At 67.9% G+C, this 13,820-nt stretch carries 19 protein-coding genes and 1 pseudogene; 12 read left to right on the top strand and 8 right to left on the bottom strand.

Annotation, left to right across the window (positions count from 1 at the left end):
- The first annotated feature begins 42 nt into the window (after window positions 1-42).
- From AC07NF_RS21500 to AC07NF_RS21490, 3 genes are read left to right on the top strand one after another with little or no spacing between them, the layout of a single operon-like run.
- Entirely contained in the window at window positions 43-999 is a 957-nt protein-coding gene (locus AC07NF_RS21500; protein ID WP_492815423.1) for an alpha/beta fold hydrolase, read from the top strand.
- Between the two features lie 34 nt (window positions 1,000-1,033).
- Window positions 1,034-1,951 (top strand): ABC transporter ATP-binding protein, encoded by a 918-nt coding sequence (locus AC07NF_RS21495; RefSeq protein ID WP_494627375.1) that lies wholly within the window; start codon window positions 1,034-1,036, stop codon window positions 1,949-1,951.
- Window positions 1,948-3,378, top strand: coding sequence for an ABC transporter permease (locus AC07NF_RS21490; protein ID WP_494627378.1), 1,431 nt, complete (start codon window positions 1,948-1,950; stop codon window positions 3,376-3,378). Before AC07NF_RS21495 ends, AC07NF_RS21490 begins: the two co-directional genes overlap by 4 nt.
- An 85-nt stretch (window positions 3,379-3,463) precedes the next feature.
- Here the strand turns inward: AC07NF_RS21490 and rpsU are convergent, their stop codons facing one another.
- The gene (gene rpsU / locus AC07NF_RS21485; protein ID WP_198576648.1) at window positions 3,464-3,697 is read right to left on the bottom strand and encodes a 30S ribosomal protein S21; all 234 of its coding nucleotides are present in this window, start codon (window positions 3,695-3,697) and stop codon (window positions 3,464-3,466) included.
- A 182-nt stretch (window positions 3,698-3,879) separates the two neighbouring features.
- On the opposite strand from rpsU, the gene AC07NF_RS21480 reads away from it, so the two are divergent.
- Window positions 3,880-4,560, top strand: coding sequence for a COQ9 family protein (locus tag AC07NF_RS21480; RefSeq protein WP_494627380.1), 681 nt, complete (start codon window positions 3,880-3,882; stop codon window positions 4,558-4,560).
- A gap of 124 nt (window positions 4,561-4,684) precedes the next feature.
- Here AC07NF_RS21480 and rcdA read toward each other — a convergent pair whose 3' ends face one another.
- Window positions 4,685-5,194 carry a protease adaptor protein RcdA gene (rcdA, locus tag AC07NF_RS21475; RefSeq protein WP_454717908.1) on the bottom strand — a complete coding sequence of 170 codons (510 nt, stop codon included), beginning with the start codon at window positions 5,192-5,194 and terminating at the stop codon, window positions 4,685-4,687.
- A 197-nt stretch (window positions 5,195-5,391) separates the two neighbouring features.
- Window positions 5,392-5,598 (bottom strand): DUF1192 domain-containing protein, encoded by a 207-nt coding sequence (locus AC07NF_RS21470; RefSeq protein WP_492815419.1) that lies wholly within the window; start codon window positions 5,596-5,598, stop codon window positions 5,392-5,394.
- A 76-nt stretch (window positions 5,599-5,674) separates the two neighbouring features.
- Here AC07NF_RS21470 and AC07NF_RS21465 point away from each other — a divergent pair, with 76 nt between their 5' ends.
- The 3 genes from AC07NF_RS21465 (at window position 5,675) to AC07NF_RS21455 (ending at window position 8,172) form a co-directional block, all read left to right on the top strand.
- Window positions 5,675-6,649: an NAD(P)H-quinone oxidoreductase gene (locus AC07NF_RS21465; RefSeq protein WP_494627383.1), complete on the top strand. Its 975-nt coding sequence runs from the start codon at window positions 5,675-5,677 to the stop codon at window positions 6,647-6,649.
- 73 nt (window positions 6,650-6,722) lie between these two features.
- Complete coding sequence (locus AC07NF_RS21460; RefSeq protein WP_494627385.1) at window positions 6,723-7,337, top strand: hypothetical protein; 615 nt, start codon at window positions 6,723-6,725, stop codon at window positions 7,335-7,337.
- Window positions 7,338-7,455: 118 nt separating this feature from the next.
- A complete protein-coding gene (locus tag AC07NF_RS21455; protein WP_492815417.1) occupies window positions 7,456-8,172 on the top strand; it encodes a DUF1013 domain-containing protein in 717 nt (238 codons plus the stop codon).
- An 84-nt stretch (window positions 8,173-8,256) separates the two neighbouring features.
- Here the strand turns inward: AC07NF_RS21455 and AC07NF_RS21450 are convergent, their stop codons facing one another.
- Window positions 8,257-8,430, bottom strand: a complete 174-nt coding sequence (locus tag AC07NF_RS21450; protein ID WP_454717904.1) for a YdcH family protein — start codon at window positions 8,428-8,430, stop codon at window positions 8,257-8,259.
- 130 nt (window positions 8,431-8,560) lie between these two features.
- Here AC07NF_RS21450 and AC07NF_RS21445 point away from each other — a divergent pair, with 130 nt between their 5' ends.
- The 3 genes and pseudogenes from AC07NF_RS21445 (at window position 8,561) to AC07NF_RS21435 (ending at window position 9,936) form a co-directional block, all read left to right on the top strand.
- Complete coding sequence (locus tag AC07NF_RS21445; protein WP_494627387.1) at window positions 8,561-9,178, top strand: UbiX family flavin prenyltransferase; 618 nt, start codon at window positions 8,561-8,563, stop codon at window positions 9,176-9,178.
- Window positions 9,129-9,645, top strand: a pseudogene (locus AC07NF_RS21440) (TIGR02444 family protein); the annotation flags it as partial. The gene AC07NF_RS21445 and the pseudogene AC07NF_RS21440, both read left to right, overlap by 50 nt.
- A 60-nt stretch (window positions 9,646-9,705) precedes the next feature.
- The gene (locus AC07NF_RS21435) at window positions 9,706-9,936 is read left to right on the top strand and encodes a YdcH family protein (protein WP_492815414.1); all 231 of its coding nucleotides are present in this window, start codon (window positions 9,706-9,708) and stop codon (window positions 9,934-9,936) included.
- A 3-nt stretch (window positions 9,937-9,939) separates the two neighbouring features.
- On the opposite strand, the gene AC07NF_RS21430 is transcribed toward AC07NF_RS21435, so the two are convergent.
- Together AC07NF_RS21430 and AC07NF_RS21425 are read right to left on the bottom strand one after the other, a co-directional pair.
- On the bottom strand, window positions 9,940-10,302 hold the full coding sequence (locus AC07NF_RS21430; RefSeq protein WP_492815413.1) for a response regulator: 363 nt from the start codon (window positions 10,300-10,302) through the stop codon (window positions 9,940-9,942).
- Between the two features lie 96 nt (window positions 10,303-10,398).
- The gene (locus AC07NF_RS21425) at window positions 10,399-11,115 is read right to left on the bottom strand and encodes a GGDEF domain-containing protein (RefSeq protein WP_492815412.1); all 717 of its coding nucleotides are present in this window, start codon (window positions 11,113-11,115) and stop codon (window positions 10,399-10,401) included.
- A gap of 223 nt (window positions 11,116-11,338) precedes the next feature.
- On the opposite strand from AC07NF_RS21425, the gene purE reads away from it, so the two are divergent.
- On the top strand, window positions 11,339-11,830 hold the full coding sequence (gene purE / locus AC07NF_RS21420; protein WP_494627390.1) for a 5-(carboxyamino)imidazole ribonucleotide mutase: 492 nt from the start codon (window positions 11,339-11,341) through the stop codon (window positions 11,828-11,830).
- Between the two features lie 4 nt (window positions 11,831-11,834).
- Complete coding sequence (locus AC07NF_RS21415) at window positions 11,835-12,920, top strand: 5-(carboxyamino)imidazole ribonucleotide synthase (RefSeq protein ID WP_494627392.1); 1,086 nt, start codon at window positions 11,835-11,837, stop codon at window positions 12,918-12,920.
- A gap of 160 nt (window positions 12,921-13,080) precedes the next feature.
- On the opposite strand, the gene AC07NF_RS21410 is transcribed toward AC07NF_RS21415, so the two are convergent.
- Together AC07NF_RS21410 and AC07NF_RS21405 are read right to left on the bottom strand one after the other, a co-directional pair.
- The gene (locus AC07NF_RS21410) at window positions 13,081-13,320 is read right to left on the bottom strand and encodes a helix-turn-helix domain-containing protein (RefSeq protein WP_494627394.1); all 240 of its coding nucleotides are present in this window, start codon (window positions 13,318-13,320) and stop codon (window positions 13,081-13,083) included.
- Window positions 13,320-13,787, bottom strand: coding sequence for a DUF2975 domain-containing protein (locus tag AC07NF_RS21405; RefSeq protein ID WP_494627594.1), 468 nt, complete (start codon window positions 13,785-13,787; stop codon window positions 13,320-13,322). The genes AC07NF_RS21410 and AC07NF_RS21405 overlap by 1 nt, the downstream gene beginning before the upstream one ends.
- Window positions 13,788-13,820 lie beyond the last annotated feature (33 nt).

Here is a 13,820-nt window from a genome sequence, read left to right as displayed (position 1 = left end):
ACGCGTCTCGACGCGTCACAAAGCGTCACTACATTGAGCGGCATGATCCAGTTTCTCGGTCGCGGCGTCGCGGGCTTGGCCCTGCTGTTGGTTTCGTACATCGCCGTGGGCGGCGTGGTCAGCGCCGTGGGCGCGCCCAAGATGCGGGGGCAGCTGGTCGAGATCGAGCCGGGGCGCACGCTGCGGCTGGTCTGCGAAGGTCCCAAGAGCGATCGTCCCGTCGTCTGGCTGGAGGCCGGCGCGTTCGGCTTCGCGGCCGACTGGGGCGGCACGCAGGAAGCCCTGACCGCCGCCGGCTGGCGCTCGTGCGCCTATGACCGGGCCGGCATGGGTTTCTCGCCCAAGGGACCCAGCCCTCGCGATGGCGTCGCCATCGTCACCGACTTCGAAAAGCTGGTCGCCGCCTCGGGCGAGCCTGGCCCGTACATTCTGGTGGGCCACTCGATGGCCGGCCTGCGCCTGCGGGAATATGCGGGGCGCAATCCGGAGAAGGTGGCGGGCATCGTGCTGGTCGACGCCGCCACGCCCGAGGCCGCCCAGGACCCGAGGATGGCAGGCTTCATCAAGACCTTCGCCAACGCTTCCAAGTGGGCGGCGCGCGGGGCCTCGCTGGGGCTCTACAAGCCGCTGGTCCACACCCGCCTGGGCGACAAGATCGACCTGCCGCCGGCCGCCAAGGCCGAGAAGGGCTGGGCCTTCGCCAATGGCCGCCACAACCGCGTCGCGGCCGAGGAGGTCGGGCTGTGGAAGCAGGCCTCGGACCAGGCCGCCCAGCAGCCGGACTTCGATCCCAAGTGGCCGGTCGCCGTGGTCACCGCCGGCCCGGTCGCGGGCCGCGAGGACCGCAAGGAAATGCAGGCCGCGCCGGCGCGCCGCTCGCAGCACGGTCTGGTCGACCATGTCGAGGCCGCCACCCATACCCTGCTGATCGGCCGCCGCTTCGCCGACCACATCGTCCGGGCCGTCGCCTTCGTGGCCGACGCTTACAAAAAGGGCTGATACAACTTTCGAGAGGTCGATTCGGGAGGTCTCCATGGTCAACGCGGTCACCCTGGAGGGCGTCAGCAAGACCTATGACGACTTCCACGCCGTGCGGGACGTCAGTTTCGAGGTCCCCGCCGGCCGGATCACCGGCTTCCTGGGCCCCAACGGCGCGGGCAAGACCTCGACCATCCGCATGATCCTGGGCCTGCTGCCGGTCAGCGCGGGCGCGATCACGGTGCTGGGCGAAAACGACGCCCAGAAGGTGCGCGAGCGGATCGGTTTCCTGCCCGAGGAGCGGGGCCTCTACAAACGCATGACCCCGATCGACGCCATCGCCTTCTTCGCGGGGCTGAAGGGCGTGCCGGAGGTCGAGGGGCGCAAGCGGGCCAAGGCGATGCTGGAGGCCCAGGGCCTGGGCTACGCCATGAAGAAGCCGATCAAGGACCTCTCCAAGGGCATGGCCCAGAAGGTCCAGCTGCTGTCGGCCCTGGCGCATGAGCCCGAGCTAGTGGTGCTGGACGAGCCGTTCTCGGGGCTGGATCCCGTCAACCAGCAAGCCCTGGAGGCCATGATCCGCGAGATCGCCGCGGGCGGGGCCACGGTGCTGTTCTCGACCCACGTGATGCAGCACGCCGAGCGCCTGTGCGACAAGGTCGTGCTGATGGCGCGGGGCCGCAAAGTCTTTGACGGCAACGTCTCCACCGCCCGCCGTGCGGCGCCGCGCGCTCTGGTGCTGGAGGGCGAGCTTTCGGCCGAGCAGGTTATGGCTCTGCCAGGCCTGGGGGCCGTGACCTCCGAGCCGCTGCCGGACGGGGGCTGGCGGCACGTCGCCGTGCTGTCGGAGACCGACGCCGGCCACGACGCCCTGAAGGCCGCCTTCGCCCGTGACCTGTCGCTGCGACGGTTCGAGCTCAAGGAGCCCAGCCTGCACGACGCCTTCATCGTCCTGACGGGAGGCCAGGCATGAGCCGGCTGCTGAAGATCGCGCGCCGGGAATACCTGGCCTATGTCCGCACCGTCGGCTTCTGGCTGTCGATCGTGGCGCTGCCGATCGTGCTGGGGATCAGCATATCGGCGCCGCTGATCATGATGAAATCGGCCAAGCCCGAGCGGCTGGCCATTGTCGACCTGACCGGCCAGACCATGGGTCCCGCCCTGGCCAAGGCCATCGTGCTGGACCAGAACCGGGACGCCGCCCGGGCCCTGCGCGCGGCCGCCCTGTCGGCGGCTGGTCCCAAGGCGCAGGAAGAGGTCCGCAAGGCCCAGGCGCAGGGCGGAGACGCCGCCGGCCGTGAAGTTCTGGCCCGCTACAACCCCTCGGCCGCCGCCCGCTACAAGCCGCCCCGCGCCAAGGTCATCGTCCTGCCGCCGCCCGCGCAGACCCAGGAGGCCGCCGACCCGCGCGCCGCTGGCGCCATCGCCCGTCGCGAGGTGGGCGAGAAGCGGCTCGATTCGGTGCTGGTCCTCAGCGGCCGCGACGACGCCATCGTCATGGACCTGTGGAGCCGCAACCTGGCCGCCCCGGTGCTGGAGAACGACCTGAAGAGCGCCGTGGGCGAGATCATGCGCGAGCGGGCCCTGGCCCGCGCCGGCGTCTCGGCCCAGACGCTGAAGGCCGCCGACGACCTGCGGCCGGCCTTCAACAGCCTGTCGCCCAAGGCCGCCTCGGGGGAGAAGGTCAGTCTGCGCGACCGTCTGCCGACCATCGTCGGGTTCGCGGCCGGCATGCTGCTGTGGTCGATGATCCTGACCGGGGCCAGCATCCTGCTGAACAGCGTGATCGAGGAGAAGTCGTCCAAGATCCTCGAGGTGCTGCTGTCCTCGGCCTCGGTGCCCGAGATCATGGGCGGCAAGATCCTGGGCGTGGCGGGCCTGACCCTGACCGTGCTGGGCGTCTGGGCCATGGGCGGCTGGCTGGCCCTGCTGAACTTCGCCCCGGGCTTGGCCGGCGACCTGGTGGCCGTGCTGCTGGGCAAGGGCCTGCTGTTCTATTTCGGCGCCTATCTGGTCGGCGGCTACCTGATGTACGCGGCCCTGTTCGCCGGTGTCGGGGCCTTCTGCGAGAGCCAGCGCGACGCCCAGACCCTGCTGGGGCCGATCATGATGGTGATGACCATTCCGGTCGTCTTCATGGGCCAGGCGATCCGCTCGCCCGAGGCGCCGATTCTCAACGCCCTGTCCTGGATCCCGCCGTTCACGCCGTTCCTGATGCCGGTGCGCATCGCCGGCGATCCGCCGCTGGTCCAGGTGATCGGCACCACGGCGCTGATGGCCGTGACGGTCGTGGCGATCATCGCCTTCTCGACCCGCGCCTTCCACGTGGGGGCCCTGGCGACGGGCAAGATCGACCTGAAGACCCTGATCGGCCTGATCGTCCGCAAGCAGGCGGGTTAGGCCCGGAAACGACCGCCAGAAACGACGAAAGCCGCGCGGAGCACCGCGCGGCTTTCGAAATCTTCAGCGAGGAAGAGGTCCGGTTCTACCGGGCCGGCTTCTTCGGCATCGGCAGCAGGCCTTCGCGCTGGGCGCGCTTGCGGGCCAGCTTGCGAGCGCGACGGACGGCTTCAGCCTTTTGGCGAGCGCGCTTTTCCGACGGCTTTTCATAATGCACGTGCCGCTTCATTTCGCGGAACGAGCCTTCGCGTTGCATCTTCTTCTTCAGGGCCTTCAGCGCCTGATCGACGTTGTTGTCGCGGACGAAAATCTGGACCAGGGGTATCTCTCCATTCGACAGCCCGACCAATATTCCCAAGTCCCTCTTGAGGGGCCGGGCGGGCGAACAAAACCGGGTAACCTGAGAGGGGTGCTCCCAGGCGATGAGGCGGGGCTGATAGCAGAGCGAAGGGCCGCTGTCCATGCGCGACGCGGCCTAAACCTCGGTGTAGACTCGGATTTATGAACCAAACCGCTCAGACCCCTGATGACGCCGCCGGTCAAGCTTCCGGTCGGACCTGGGCCGACGATGCCGAACAGCGCGTGCTGGACGAGGCCGTGCGGCTGGCGCCCAAGGCCGGCTGGAACGCCGGTCTGGTCTCGCGAGCCCTTGCGGCGGCAGGGCTCAGCGACGCCGAGGGCCAGCTGCTGCTGCCCGAAGGCCCCCGCGACCTGGCCGCGCTCCTGTCGCGACGCCATGACGCGGCGGCGCTTGTCCGTCTGAAAGCGTTCGATGTCGCCGCCCTGAAGATTCGCCAGAAAATCCGCGAGGGCGTGATCGCCCGCCTGGACGCCGCCCAGGAACACGCTGACGTGATGCGTCCGCTGGCCGCCTTCCTGGCCTTCCCGACCAACCTGGCGCTGGCCCTGCGCCTGACCTGGGAATCGGCCGACATGATCTGGCGCTGGGCCGGCGACACGGCGACCGACGAGAACCACTATTCCAAGCGGGCCATCCTGTCGGGGATCCTGATCTCGACCCTGGCCGTCGACCTGGCCTCGGGCCGGATCTCGGCGCTCTCGCACCTGGACGCGCGCATCGACAACGTCATGGCCTTCGAGAAGTGGAAGGCGGGCCTGAAACCCATGGACCTGGCCAGCGAGGTCGTCGCGGCCCTGGCCAAGATCCGGTTCGGGAAATGACTGGAATCTGCTCCCCTCCTGGGGGAGCTGTCGGCGGAGCCGACTGAGGGGGCATCGCCGGCCTATGCCGAGCTGCCCCCTCCGGCCCTACGGGCCACCTCCCCCAGCGGGGGAGGAGAATATCTTAGCCCCCGAAGGCGGCCGTCAGGCGGTCGAAGTGGGCCTGGACGGGGCGCGGAGCCTCTTCGTTGGGCGATTCCACGTACATGCGGCGGTCCAGGTGGCGGACACGCTCGTACAGGCGCTCAGAGCGCGTCAGCAGGTGCGTGAGGCCGAAGGGCAGTTCCTCGATGGCCGGAGCCTCGCCGGTGGCTTCCTCGCCCAGGCGGTAGCTTTCCGCACAAGCGGCTTCCGGCGGCATCTCGCCTTCACGCACGGCGCGCTGCACCAGCAGCCATGAGGCCACCTGCATCAGGCGGGTGGTCAGGCGCATGCTCTCGGTGGCGTAGCCCAAGGCGGCGTTGCGCGAGAGGATCTTGCTGTCATGCCGGCCAGCGCCATCGAGATAGGCGGCGGTCTCTTCGACCAGCTGCATGCCTTCCTCGAACGTGCGGTCGAACAGTTCCGATCGCGCGAAGTCCTGGATCACTCCGGCGCGCCAAGGCGTGTCCGCGAACGCGTTCACTTCGGTCATAGCTACTCAATGCCCCTTCGAAAGGCCGCGAGGACGTCTCGCTTGGTGACGGAACTGCAACGCCCGTGCCAAGACCAACCGTCCCGTTTCGCGACCCGCCCCCTTTCGAACCGACGACGCTCTTACTGTAGAGTTGCGTCCGAAAGCGGATGAACGCTTAAGACGCCAGTAACCTCACCGAAACCTTAAAAGAGCTTTTAGTCCAGGCGACCAAACAGCGCATTTGCCGCGTCGCGCCCCGCCTTTTTCTTGGTCAGCTGGGCCTTGGTGCGTTCGATTTCGGCCTGCAGGGCCTCGATCCGCTCCTCCAGTTCCGCGACACCGTAGATCTCGAGATCCTCGTGGGTGGTCTCGTTCAAAGCACGTCCGCTGAAGGCGCGGGCTTCCGCAGGCTCTTCGAACATCGGCTTTTCTCCCTTTTCCGGGCGATATCTGACGCCTACCTAGGTCTCAAGGCAAGCTTCACGAGGTTTGAGGTCCATGACGCAGACGATGACGGCGATCGCGATCGAAGGCGGCAAGGGCCCTGCCGAGGCCCTCCATCCCGTAGACCTTGAGCGTCCCGCGCCGGGACCGGGCGAGATCCTGATCAAGGTCGCCGCGGCCGGCGTGAACCGTCCCGACCTGCTGCAACGCATGGGTTTCTACCCGCCGCCGCCCGGCGCGCCGGCGATCCTGGGCCTGGAAGTGGCCGGTGAGGTTGTCGTGGCTGCTGGGCGCTGGAACGTGGGCGACAAGGTCTGCGCCCTGGTCGGTGGCGGCGGTTATGCGGAATATGTCGTGGTCGACGCCCGCCATGCCCTGCCGATCCCGGGCGACCTGGATCTGGTCCACGCCGCGGCCCTGCCCGAGACCGTCTTCACCGTCTTCGCCAACGTGTTCGAGCACGGCGTCCTGAAGGCCGGCGAGACGCTGCTGGTTCATGGTGGAACGTCCGGAATCGGAACAACCGCGATCGCCATGGCCAAGGCGGCCGGCGCCAAGGTCATCGCCACGGGGCGCGGCGCCGACAAGAAGGCCAAGGCGCTGGCGCTGGGCGCCGACATCGCCATTGACACCAAGACCGAGGACTTCGCCGAGGTGGTCAAGGCCGCCGGCGGCGCTGACGTCGTGCTCGACATGGTCGGGGCCAGCTATTTCGAGAAGAACCTCGACGCGCTCAATACCGGCGGCCGCATCGTCTACATCGCCAGCCTGGGTGGGGCGGTGCTGGAGGTGCCGGTGATGAAGGTCATGCAGAAGCGCGCCGTGATCACCGGCTCGACCCTGCGGCCCCGCTCGGCCGACGAAAAGGCCCGCCTGGCCGCCGAGGTCGAGCGCGTCGCCTGGCCCTGGGTGGCTGCCGGCAAGCTGAAGCCGCTGATCGATGCGACCTTCCCGTTGGCGGACGCGGCCAAGGCTCACGCGCATCTGGAAGCGGGCGAGCATGTGGGCAAGGTGGTGCTGACGGTGTGAGCGTCTGGCTCTCCCGCGTGACGTGCTTTATCTGCCGTGCGAAGCGGCAGTGTCTGCGCGGGAGGGGAAGCCCATGAAACATGTGATCGCGGCCGCCATGGGCCTGGCTTTGATGGGCGCGAGCGCCGCCCGGGCTCAGGACGCCGTCGACTTTCGGGGCGCGGCCCTGGGCATGACCCTGGACGCCTGGCGCTCGGCGCCGATGCCCAAGCAGCTGAAGGAAGAAGCCGCGCCGGTCTGCTCGAACGACGGCGACCAGCCCAGCTATCTCGCCGAGGAGGCGCTCCAGACCGCCGAGGTCGCCGCCGGCGTGGTGATCTGCACCTATGGCTTCCCGGCCGGCTACGGCTTCATCGGCCAGCAGGTCGGCGACGCCGAGGCGTTCAAGGTCCTGTACCGGTTCTATCAGAACCGCCTGTTCGAAATCCGCATCACGGCGCAGGTCGAGGCCACGCCGACCTTTCTGGCGGCGCTGAAGGAGCGCTTCGGCGCGCCGACCAGCGCCAGCAAGCGCAAGGTCTTCAGCTACATGTCCGAGACCACGACCTGGGACCGTCCCGATGAGTCGGTCGTGGTCAGGTCGCCCTCGCCGCAAGCCAACTGGATGGAGGTCGTCTATGCGGACAAGGCCGTCGCCAAGACGGTCGCGGCGGCAAGCAAGTCCGCCTCGGGCGCTGACAAGCTCTAAAGCTGTGTTTTCAGGATCTTGCCGAAGGTCCCCCGTTCCCTTTTCGCGGGAACGGGATTATAGGTTTTCCAACATCCGCCCGGCCGAAAGGCCGGGCGCCGTCATTTCTGGAGGACCGATGTCCGACATCCTGATGCCCAAGGCGACCGCCGTCTGGTTGGTGGACAACACCTCGCTCAGCTTCGAGCAGATCGCCGATTTCTGCGGTCTGCACCCGCTGGAAGTGCGCGGCATCGCCGACGGTGAAGTGGCGCGCGACATCCGCGGCGCCGACCCGATCGGCAACGGCCAGCTGACCCGCGAAGAGCTGGACAAGGCCCAGGGCAATCCGGACTACCGCATGAAGGCCCAGGTCAGCCGTCACGCCGAGCTGCTGAAGCCGGCCAAGAAGGCTCCGCGCTACACGCCGGTCTCGCGCCGTCAGGATCGCCCGGACGCCATCGCCTGGTTCCTGCGCCACCACCCCGAAGTGACCGACGCCCAGATCTCGAAGATCCTGGGCACCACCAAGGCCACGATCGAGCAGGTCCGCGCCCGCACCCACTGGAATGCGGCCAACATCAAGCCGATCGACCCGGTGACCCTGGGCCTGGTCGGCCAGCTGGAGCTGGACGCGCTGGTCAAGAAGGCCGCCGAGAAGAAGGCCAAGGACGACCTGAAGAAGGGCATCCTGCCGGAAGACCCGACCCTGCGCCCCGCCGCCGAAGCCGGCCAGTTCGAGCCCGAGGTCGAGGAAGAGGAAGAAGACTTCCGCGCGCCCCGCGGCGACATCAAGGCCGAGGACGTGTTCGGCAAGTCGTCGGGTTACGTGGACGAGGAAGAAGACGAGGACTGATCCTCGGCTCCCTAGCCAGAAAAAGCAGAGGCCCCGCTCCTTGCCGGAGCGGGGCCTCGTGTTTTTCGGCTGCTATCCTAGCAGCTAGTGAAGTCGCGCCCTGAGGCCCTCGATCTCCTCCTTCAGCCGAAGCTTCTGCCGCTTCAGCTCCATAAGCATTGTAGCGTCGCTACCGGGTCTACTGGTCTCCTCCTGGATCTTGCGATCAAGGTTCTCGTGACGGGACCCAAGCTCGCGGATACGGGATTCGATGGCCATGGCTCTCGGCTCCATTGCTGTTGGAGAAGAAAGTGAACACCCGCTGCGCGGCGCTGTCAGATCACATATGATTGCAAGCGGCCCCGCTTGACGTGGCGCAGTTTGCTCCCAAGACGGACGAAAATTCACCATGATGGACGCTTCGAAGACCGTTGATCGCCAAAGGCTGGTGGTCGGGATCACGGGCGCTTCGGGCGTCGTTTATGGCCTGCGAACCCTGGATGCGCTGCGCGAACTGGGGGTCGAGAGCCACCTGGTGGTGTCCAAATCGGCGGCGCTGACGCTCGCCCAGGAGGCAGATCTCAGCGTCGCCGAGGTCAACGCCATGGCCGACGTCGTGCACCGCACGGCCGACGTCGGGGCCGCCATCGCGTCCGGCTCATTCCGCACCTTGGGCATGATCGTCGCCCCCTGTTCGGTCCGTACGATGAGCGAAATCGCCACCGGCGTAACGTCTTCGCTGCTGACCCGCGCCGCCGACGTCACCCTGAAGGAGCGCCGCACCCTGGTGCTGATGGTGCGCGAGACGCCGCTGCATCTGGGCCACCTGCGCACCCTGACCAAGCTGGCCGAGATGGGCGCGGTGATCGCCCCGCCGCTGCCGGCCTTCTACGCCAAGCCCGCGACGATCGCCGAGATGGTCGACCAGTCGGTGGGCCGGGCGCTGGACCTGTTCGACCTGGCCTGGACGCCCGTGAAGCGCTGGGGCGAAGACCTGGCGACGATCTCCGGCAAGAGCGAAGGTTAACGCTGGTGCGGTTCTGGGACTGGGCGTTGGAAGCTTACGCGCGACAACCTGTCGCGGAAGCCTGCCTGGCCCTGCAGGACGCCCACGGCCAGAACGTGCCCTGGCTGCTCTGGGCCGCCTGGATGGCCGGGGAGGGGCGCTCCGCCGACCTCAAGGACGCCGCTCGGATGATGCGCGCCTGGGACGTCGAGATCGGCGCGCCGCTGCGCAGCGTGCGCCGGGCGCTGAAAGCGCCGCGTCCGCCCGTCGACGAGACCGCCAAGGAAGCGCTGCGCGACGCGGTCAAGGCCGTCGAGCTGAAGGGCGAGCGGGTTTTGATGGAAAGCCTGGAGGCCTTGAGCGGGCCGCCGGGCGCCCCGACGCCGGTTCTGGACGGCCTGATCGCCGCCAGTGAAGCTTCCGGCGACCCGCCGCGTCGCAGCGCGCTCGAAAAGCTCGCGCAGGCCCTTGCTAAACCTTTGGGCTGAGCGCCTTTACCGGCTGTCAGCCTTTGCTATCTATCACCCCTTGATAGGGGCCCCACCGAGATGACGTCCATGAACGACGATGATCCGTCGGAAGATACCGACATCGCGATCGAACGTCGCCTCGCCGACCTGCGCGAGGAGCACAAGGACCTCGACGACGCCATCCAGGCGCTGGAAGAACGCTACCAGCCCGACATGCTGCAGATCGCTCGTCTGAAGAAGAAGAAGCTGAGCCTCAAGGACGAGATCGGTCGTCTGGAAGACCAGCTGACCCCCGACATCATCGCCTAGGGACTAGGCCGCTTCGCGGGCGGCTTCCAGGTCACGCACCGTCTGCAGCAGGCGGCCGGGGGTGATCGGCTTTTCCAAACGCGCATCGGCGTGCTGGTCGGCCTTCAGCAGGCGCGCGTCGCAGGCCGAGGCCATCAGGGTGACCGCGCCGGGGCGCGTCTTGCGCACGGCGCTGACCAGCTCGCCGCCGCTCATGCGCGGCATCGAATGGTCGGTGATCACCAGGTCGGGCGCGAAGCTGTCCAGGGCCTCGAAAGCCTCCTGGCCGTCCTGGCACAGCAGGACGTCGAACCCTGCTTCCGTCAGGGTGATCTCGTAGATCATCGAGAGAACCGGATCGTCCTCTGCGACCAAGATGCGCTGCATGTAACCCGCCCAGTCATGCTTAACAGACTATGAACGTGTTACCGCACCCACCGGGTTCCAGTCGCCGTGCGATAAGGTCGCATGACTGACGGTTGTCTAACCGACCGCCTTACGCTTCCGGACGAACATCGCCGCATCGGCCTCGGCCAGGGACACTTCGGGATCGGCGCCGGGTTCGATCTCGCGCACGCCGAACGAGACGTGCAGGGGAGCCGACCACTCGCCGAACTCCACCGGCTGGCTGCGGATCGCTTCGGCCAGGCTCTGGGCCTTGGCCATGGCGGTTTCCTTGTCGGCCTGGGCCAGCAGCACGGCGAACTCGTCGCCGCCCATGCGGCCCACCAGATCGCTCTCGCGCACATTGGCCAGCAGGCGCTTGGCCACCGCTTTGAGCGCCTCGTCGCCGGCGGCGTGGCCGAAGCGGTCGTTGACGCTCTTGAAGTTGTCCAGGTCGAAGAACACCAGGCTGGCCGACGAGCCGTAGCGCTGGGCGAAGGCCGAGACGCGCTTGGTCTCGCGCAGGAAGGCGCGGCGGTTCAGCACCGGGGTCAGGGCATCCATGTCGGCCAGGCCCTGCGCCTCGTTCAGCCGCAGCTTCAGCATGGCGACCTCGTTCCGCAGGTCGTCGATCTCGGTCATCAGGGTCTGCAGGGCCTCGATGACCTTGGGGGACATGTCCGCCTCGGTCAGGCCCAGAAAGGCGGCGCTGTCAGGCGCGGTGACCTCACGGGCGACGACCTGATTTCCGGCGCGCACAAGGGCGCGCTTGCGGATAGCGGCGAAAGGTTCGGTCCGGGCGCCGGTGATCTTCATGTCTCAACAGGGAATCGCAATGGCACAGCTGCGCCATGGTTAACGGGAACGGCGTTCGACGCAATCGGGGGTGCTGATTGGTCACACGCGCAAACCGTCGCATGCTCGACCTATGGCTGATTAGAAGAGCGGTCTTCGGACGTTCTGTGTCGTTTTGCACTTGCGCGGATGGGGCAGCGCGCATACGGGGCGGCCTTCATTCACCGCGCCGAGGGACGACGCGATGACTCAGACCACGCCACCTGTCGCCATCATCATGGGCAGTCGTTCGGACTGGCCGACCATGAAGGGCGCGGCCGACGCGCTGGACAGCCTGGGCGTGGCCTACGAGGCCAAGGTCGTCTCGGCCCACCGCACCCCGCAGCGCCTGTTCGAGTTCGCCACCGGCGCGGAAGCCGCTGGCTACAAGGTGATCATCGCCGGGGCCGGCGGCGCGGCGCACCTGCCGGGCATGGCCGCCTCGATGACCAACCTGCCGGTGCTGGGCGTGCCGGTGCAGTCCAAGGCCCTCAGCGGCCTGGATTCCCTGCTTTCGATCGTCCAGATGCCGGGCGGCATTCCGGTGGCGACCCTGGCGATCGGCGAGGCCGGGGCCAAGAACGCCGGCCTGTTGGCCGCCCAGATCCTGGCCCTGTCGGATCCGGCCCTGGGCCAGCGCCTATCGGCCTTCCGCGCCGCCCAGACCGAGAGCGTCGCCGAGAGCGTCGAGGACTGAATTGATGGCTGAGTTCCCCCTCGTTCCCGGTTCGACCATCGGCATCCTCGGCGGGGGACAGCTGGGCCGCATGCTGGCCCTGGCCGCCGCCCGCCTGGGCTTCGATGTCGTCATCCAGGACCCCGAGGAGAACTCGCCCGCCGGCCGCGTCGCCGCCCGCCAGATCGTGGCCGCCTATGACGACCGCTGGGCCCTGAAGCGCCTGGCCGACGCCTGCGACGTGGTCACCTACGAGTTCGAGAATGTGCCGGCCGACACCGTCTCGGAGTTGGCCGCCCTGGGCGCGGTGGTCTCGCCGGGCGCCAAGGCCCTGGCAGCCGCTCAGGACCGCGTGGTCGAAAAGAGCTTCCTGGCCGAGATTGGCGTGCCGACCGTGGCCTTCGCCCCCGTCCATGACAGCGACAGCCTGGCCGCCGCGCTTGCCAAGATCGGCGCACCGTCGCTGCTGAAGACCCGCCGCGAAGGCTACGATGGAAAGGGCCAAGCCTGGATCCAGAAAGCCGCCGACGCCGAAGCCTCGTTCGAGAAGATCGGCCGACGGTCGGCCATCCTGGAAGCCCCCGCCGACTTTGGCCGCGAACTGTCGGTGATCGCCGCGCGCGGTCGCGACGGCGAGATCGCCTGCTACCCGGTCGCCGAGAACCACCACGAGGGCGGCGTCCTGCGCCGCACCGTGGCGCCGGCCAAGATCACCCAGGCCACCCGCGACCAGGCCGAGAAGATCGCCGCCAAGATCCTGACCGCCCTCGACTATGTCGGCGTCATCGGCGTCGAGCTGTTCGAACTCGCCGACGGCAAGCTGCTGGTCAACGAGTTCGCCCCGCGCGTCCACAACACCGGCCACTGGACCCAGGACGGCTGCGAGGTCGACCAGTTCGAACAGCACATCCGCGCCGTCGCCGGCTGGCCGCTCGGGCCGACCGCCCCGCACCACCATGTCGAGATGACCAACCTCTTGGGCGCCGACGTCGACGCCTGGCGCAAGCTCGCCGCCGAACCCGAGACCCGCGTCCACCTCTACGGCAAGGGCGAGGCCCGCGCCGGGCGCAAGATGGGCCACGTGAACCGGCTGCGGCCGCTGCGGGACTAGTCGCGAGCTTCCTTCTCCCCTTGCGGGAGAAGGTGTCAGCGAAGCTGACGGATGAGGGGTTGATGACCCTGTCCGTTGAACGCAGCTGTTTCTTTCTTCGACCCCTCACCCGACCTGCTTCGCAGGTCACCCTCTCCCGCAAGGGGAGAGGGATGATGGCTCAGTCCTCCTCGTCCGCTCCCGCCAGGTCGGCGGCGTCGAAGTCGTAGTCCAGCAGGTCGCCGGGCCGGCACTCCAGGGCCGCACACAGGCGGGCCAGGGTGCGGAAGCGGATGCCTTTCACCTTGCCCGAGCGAAATAGGGACAGCTGGGTTTCGCTGAGGCCGACCTCCTGGGCCAGGTCGCGGGCCTTCAGGCCTTTGGCGACGATCAGGGCGTCCAGGGTGACGCGAACGGGCATCAGATCATCTCGTCCAGCTCGGCCTGCGCCGCCAGGGCCTGGTCCATCACGCGGCCCAGCAGGAACAGGGCGCCGCCGATCATGCCCAGCGTCATGCCCGGCACGTCGAAGTGGAAATAGCCACCCTTGGTCGCCCCGACCAGCCGCATCAGGTTGCTGACCACGAAGACGCTGCACACCCCGCCCGCGCCCAGGGCCAGGCCGACACGGCGCAGGGCCGGGGGCAGGGCGGCCTGGATCAGTCGGCCCTTGGAGAGGTCGCCCAGGGTCTGGCCGATCGTCCAGACGCCGAACAGGTAGCAGGCGGCGGGAAGGTTCCAGATCGTATAGGCCACGATCCGGTCGAACCTGAGCGGCGCCTTGTGCATCAGGACCATCAGCGGCGGGACGATCCAGGCGATCGCCGCCAGCAGCAGGCCGACGCTGGCGACCATGAACACCGCCAGCCAGCGGAACTGGCTGCACATGCGGCGGAAATTCTCGACGTCCTTCGCGCTCAC

This window comes from Caulobacter sp. GW821-FHT10A06 (genome assembly GCF_059415805.1).
Note: the sequence above shows the minus strand (reverse complement) of the source record. Positions and strands in the feature narration are given on the sequence as shown.

Excerpts from the sequence above, each read along its gene's own strand:
- AC07NF_RS21500 (WP_492815423.1), top strand. The coding sequence starts at position 43 with ATGATCCAGTTTCTCGGTCGCGGCGTCGCGGGCTTGGCCCTGCTGTTG.
- AC07NF_RS21495 (WP_494627375.1), top strand. The coding sequence starts at position 1,034 with ATGGTCAACGCGGTCACCCTGGAGGGCGTCAGCAAGACCTATGACGAC.
- AC07NF_RS21490 (WP_494627378.1), top strand. The coding sequence starts at position 1,948 with ATGAGCCGGCTGCTGAAGATCGCGCGCCGGGAATACCTGGCCTATGTC.
- AC07NF_RS21480 (WP_494627380.1), top strand. The coding sequence starts at position 3,880 with ATGAACCAAACCGCTCAGACCCCTGATGACGCCGCCGGTCAAGCTTCC.
- rcdA (WP_454717908.1), bottom strand. The coding sequence starts at position 5,194 with ATGACCGAAGTGAACGCGTTCGCGGACACGCCTTGGCGCGCCGGAGTG.
- AC07NF_RS21470 (WP_492815419.1), bottom strand. The coding sequence starts at position 5,598 with ATGTTCGAAGAGCCTGCGGAAGCCCGCGCCTTCAGCGGACGTGCTTTG.
- AC07NF_RS21465 (WP_494627383.1), top strand. The coding sequence starts at position 5,675 with ATGACGCAGACGATGACGGCGATCGCGATCGAAGGCGGCAAGGGCCCT.
- AC07NF_RS21460 (WP_494627385.1), top strand. The coding sequence starts at position 6,723 with ATGAAACATGTGATCGCGGCCGCCATGGGCCTGGCTTTGATGGGCGCG.
- AC07NF_RS21455 (WP_492815417.1), top strand. The coding sequence starts at position 7,456 with ATGTCCGACATCCTGATGCCCAAGGCGACCGCCGTCTGGTTGGTGGAC.
- AC07NF_RS21450 (WP_454717904.1), bottom strand. The coding sequence starts at position 8,430 with ATGGCCATCGAATCCCGTATCCGCGAGCTTGGGTCCCGTCACGAGAAC.
- AC07NF_RS21445 (WP_494627387.1), top strand. The coding sequence starts at position 8,561 with ATGATGGACGCTTCGAAGACCGTTGATCGCCAAAGGCTGGTGGTCGGG.
- AC07NF_RS21435 (WP_492815414.1), top strand. The coding sequence starts at position 9,706 with ATGACGTCCATGAACGACGATGATCCGTCGGAAGATACCGACATCGCG.
- AC07NF_RS21430 (WP_492815413.1), bottom strand. The coding sequence starts at position 10,302 with ATGCAGCGCATCTTGGTCGCAGAGGACGATCCGGTTCTCTCGATGATC.
- AC07NF_RS21425 (WP_492815412.1), bottom strand. The coding sequence starts at position 11,115 with ATGAAGATCACCGGCGCCCGGACCGAACCTTTCGCCGCTATCCGCAAG.
- purE (WP_494627390.1), top strand. The coding sequence starts at position 11,339 with ATGACTCAGACCACGCCACCTGTCGCCATCATCATGGGCAGTCGTTCG.
- AC07NF_RS21415 (WP_494627392.1), top strand. The coding sequence starts at position 11,835 with ATGGCTGAGTTCCCCCTCGTTCCCGGTTCGACCATCGGCATCCTCGGC.
- AC07NF_RS21410 (WP_494627394.1), bottom strand. The coding sequence starts at position 13,320 with ATGCCCGTTCGCGTCACCCTGGACGCCCTGATCGTCGCCAAAGGCCTG.
- AC07NF_RS21405 (WP_494627594.1), bottom strand. The coding sequence starts at position 13,787 with ATGTGCAGCCAGTTCCGCTGGCTGGCGGTGTTCATGGTCGCCAGCGTC.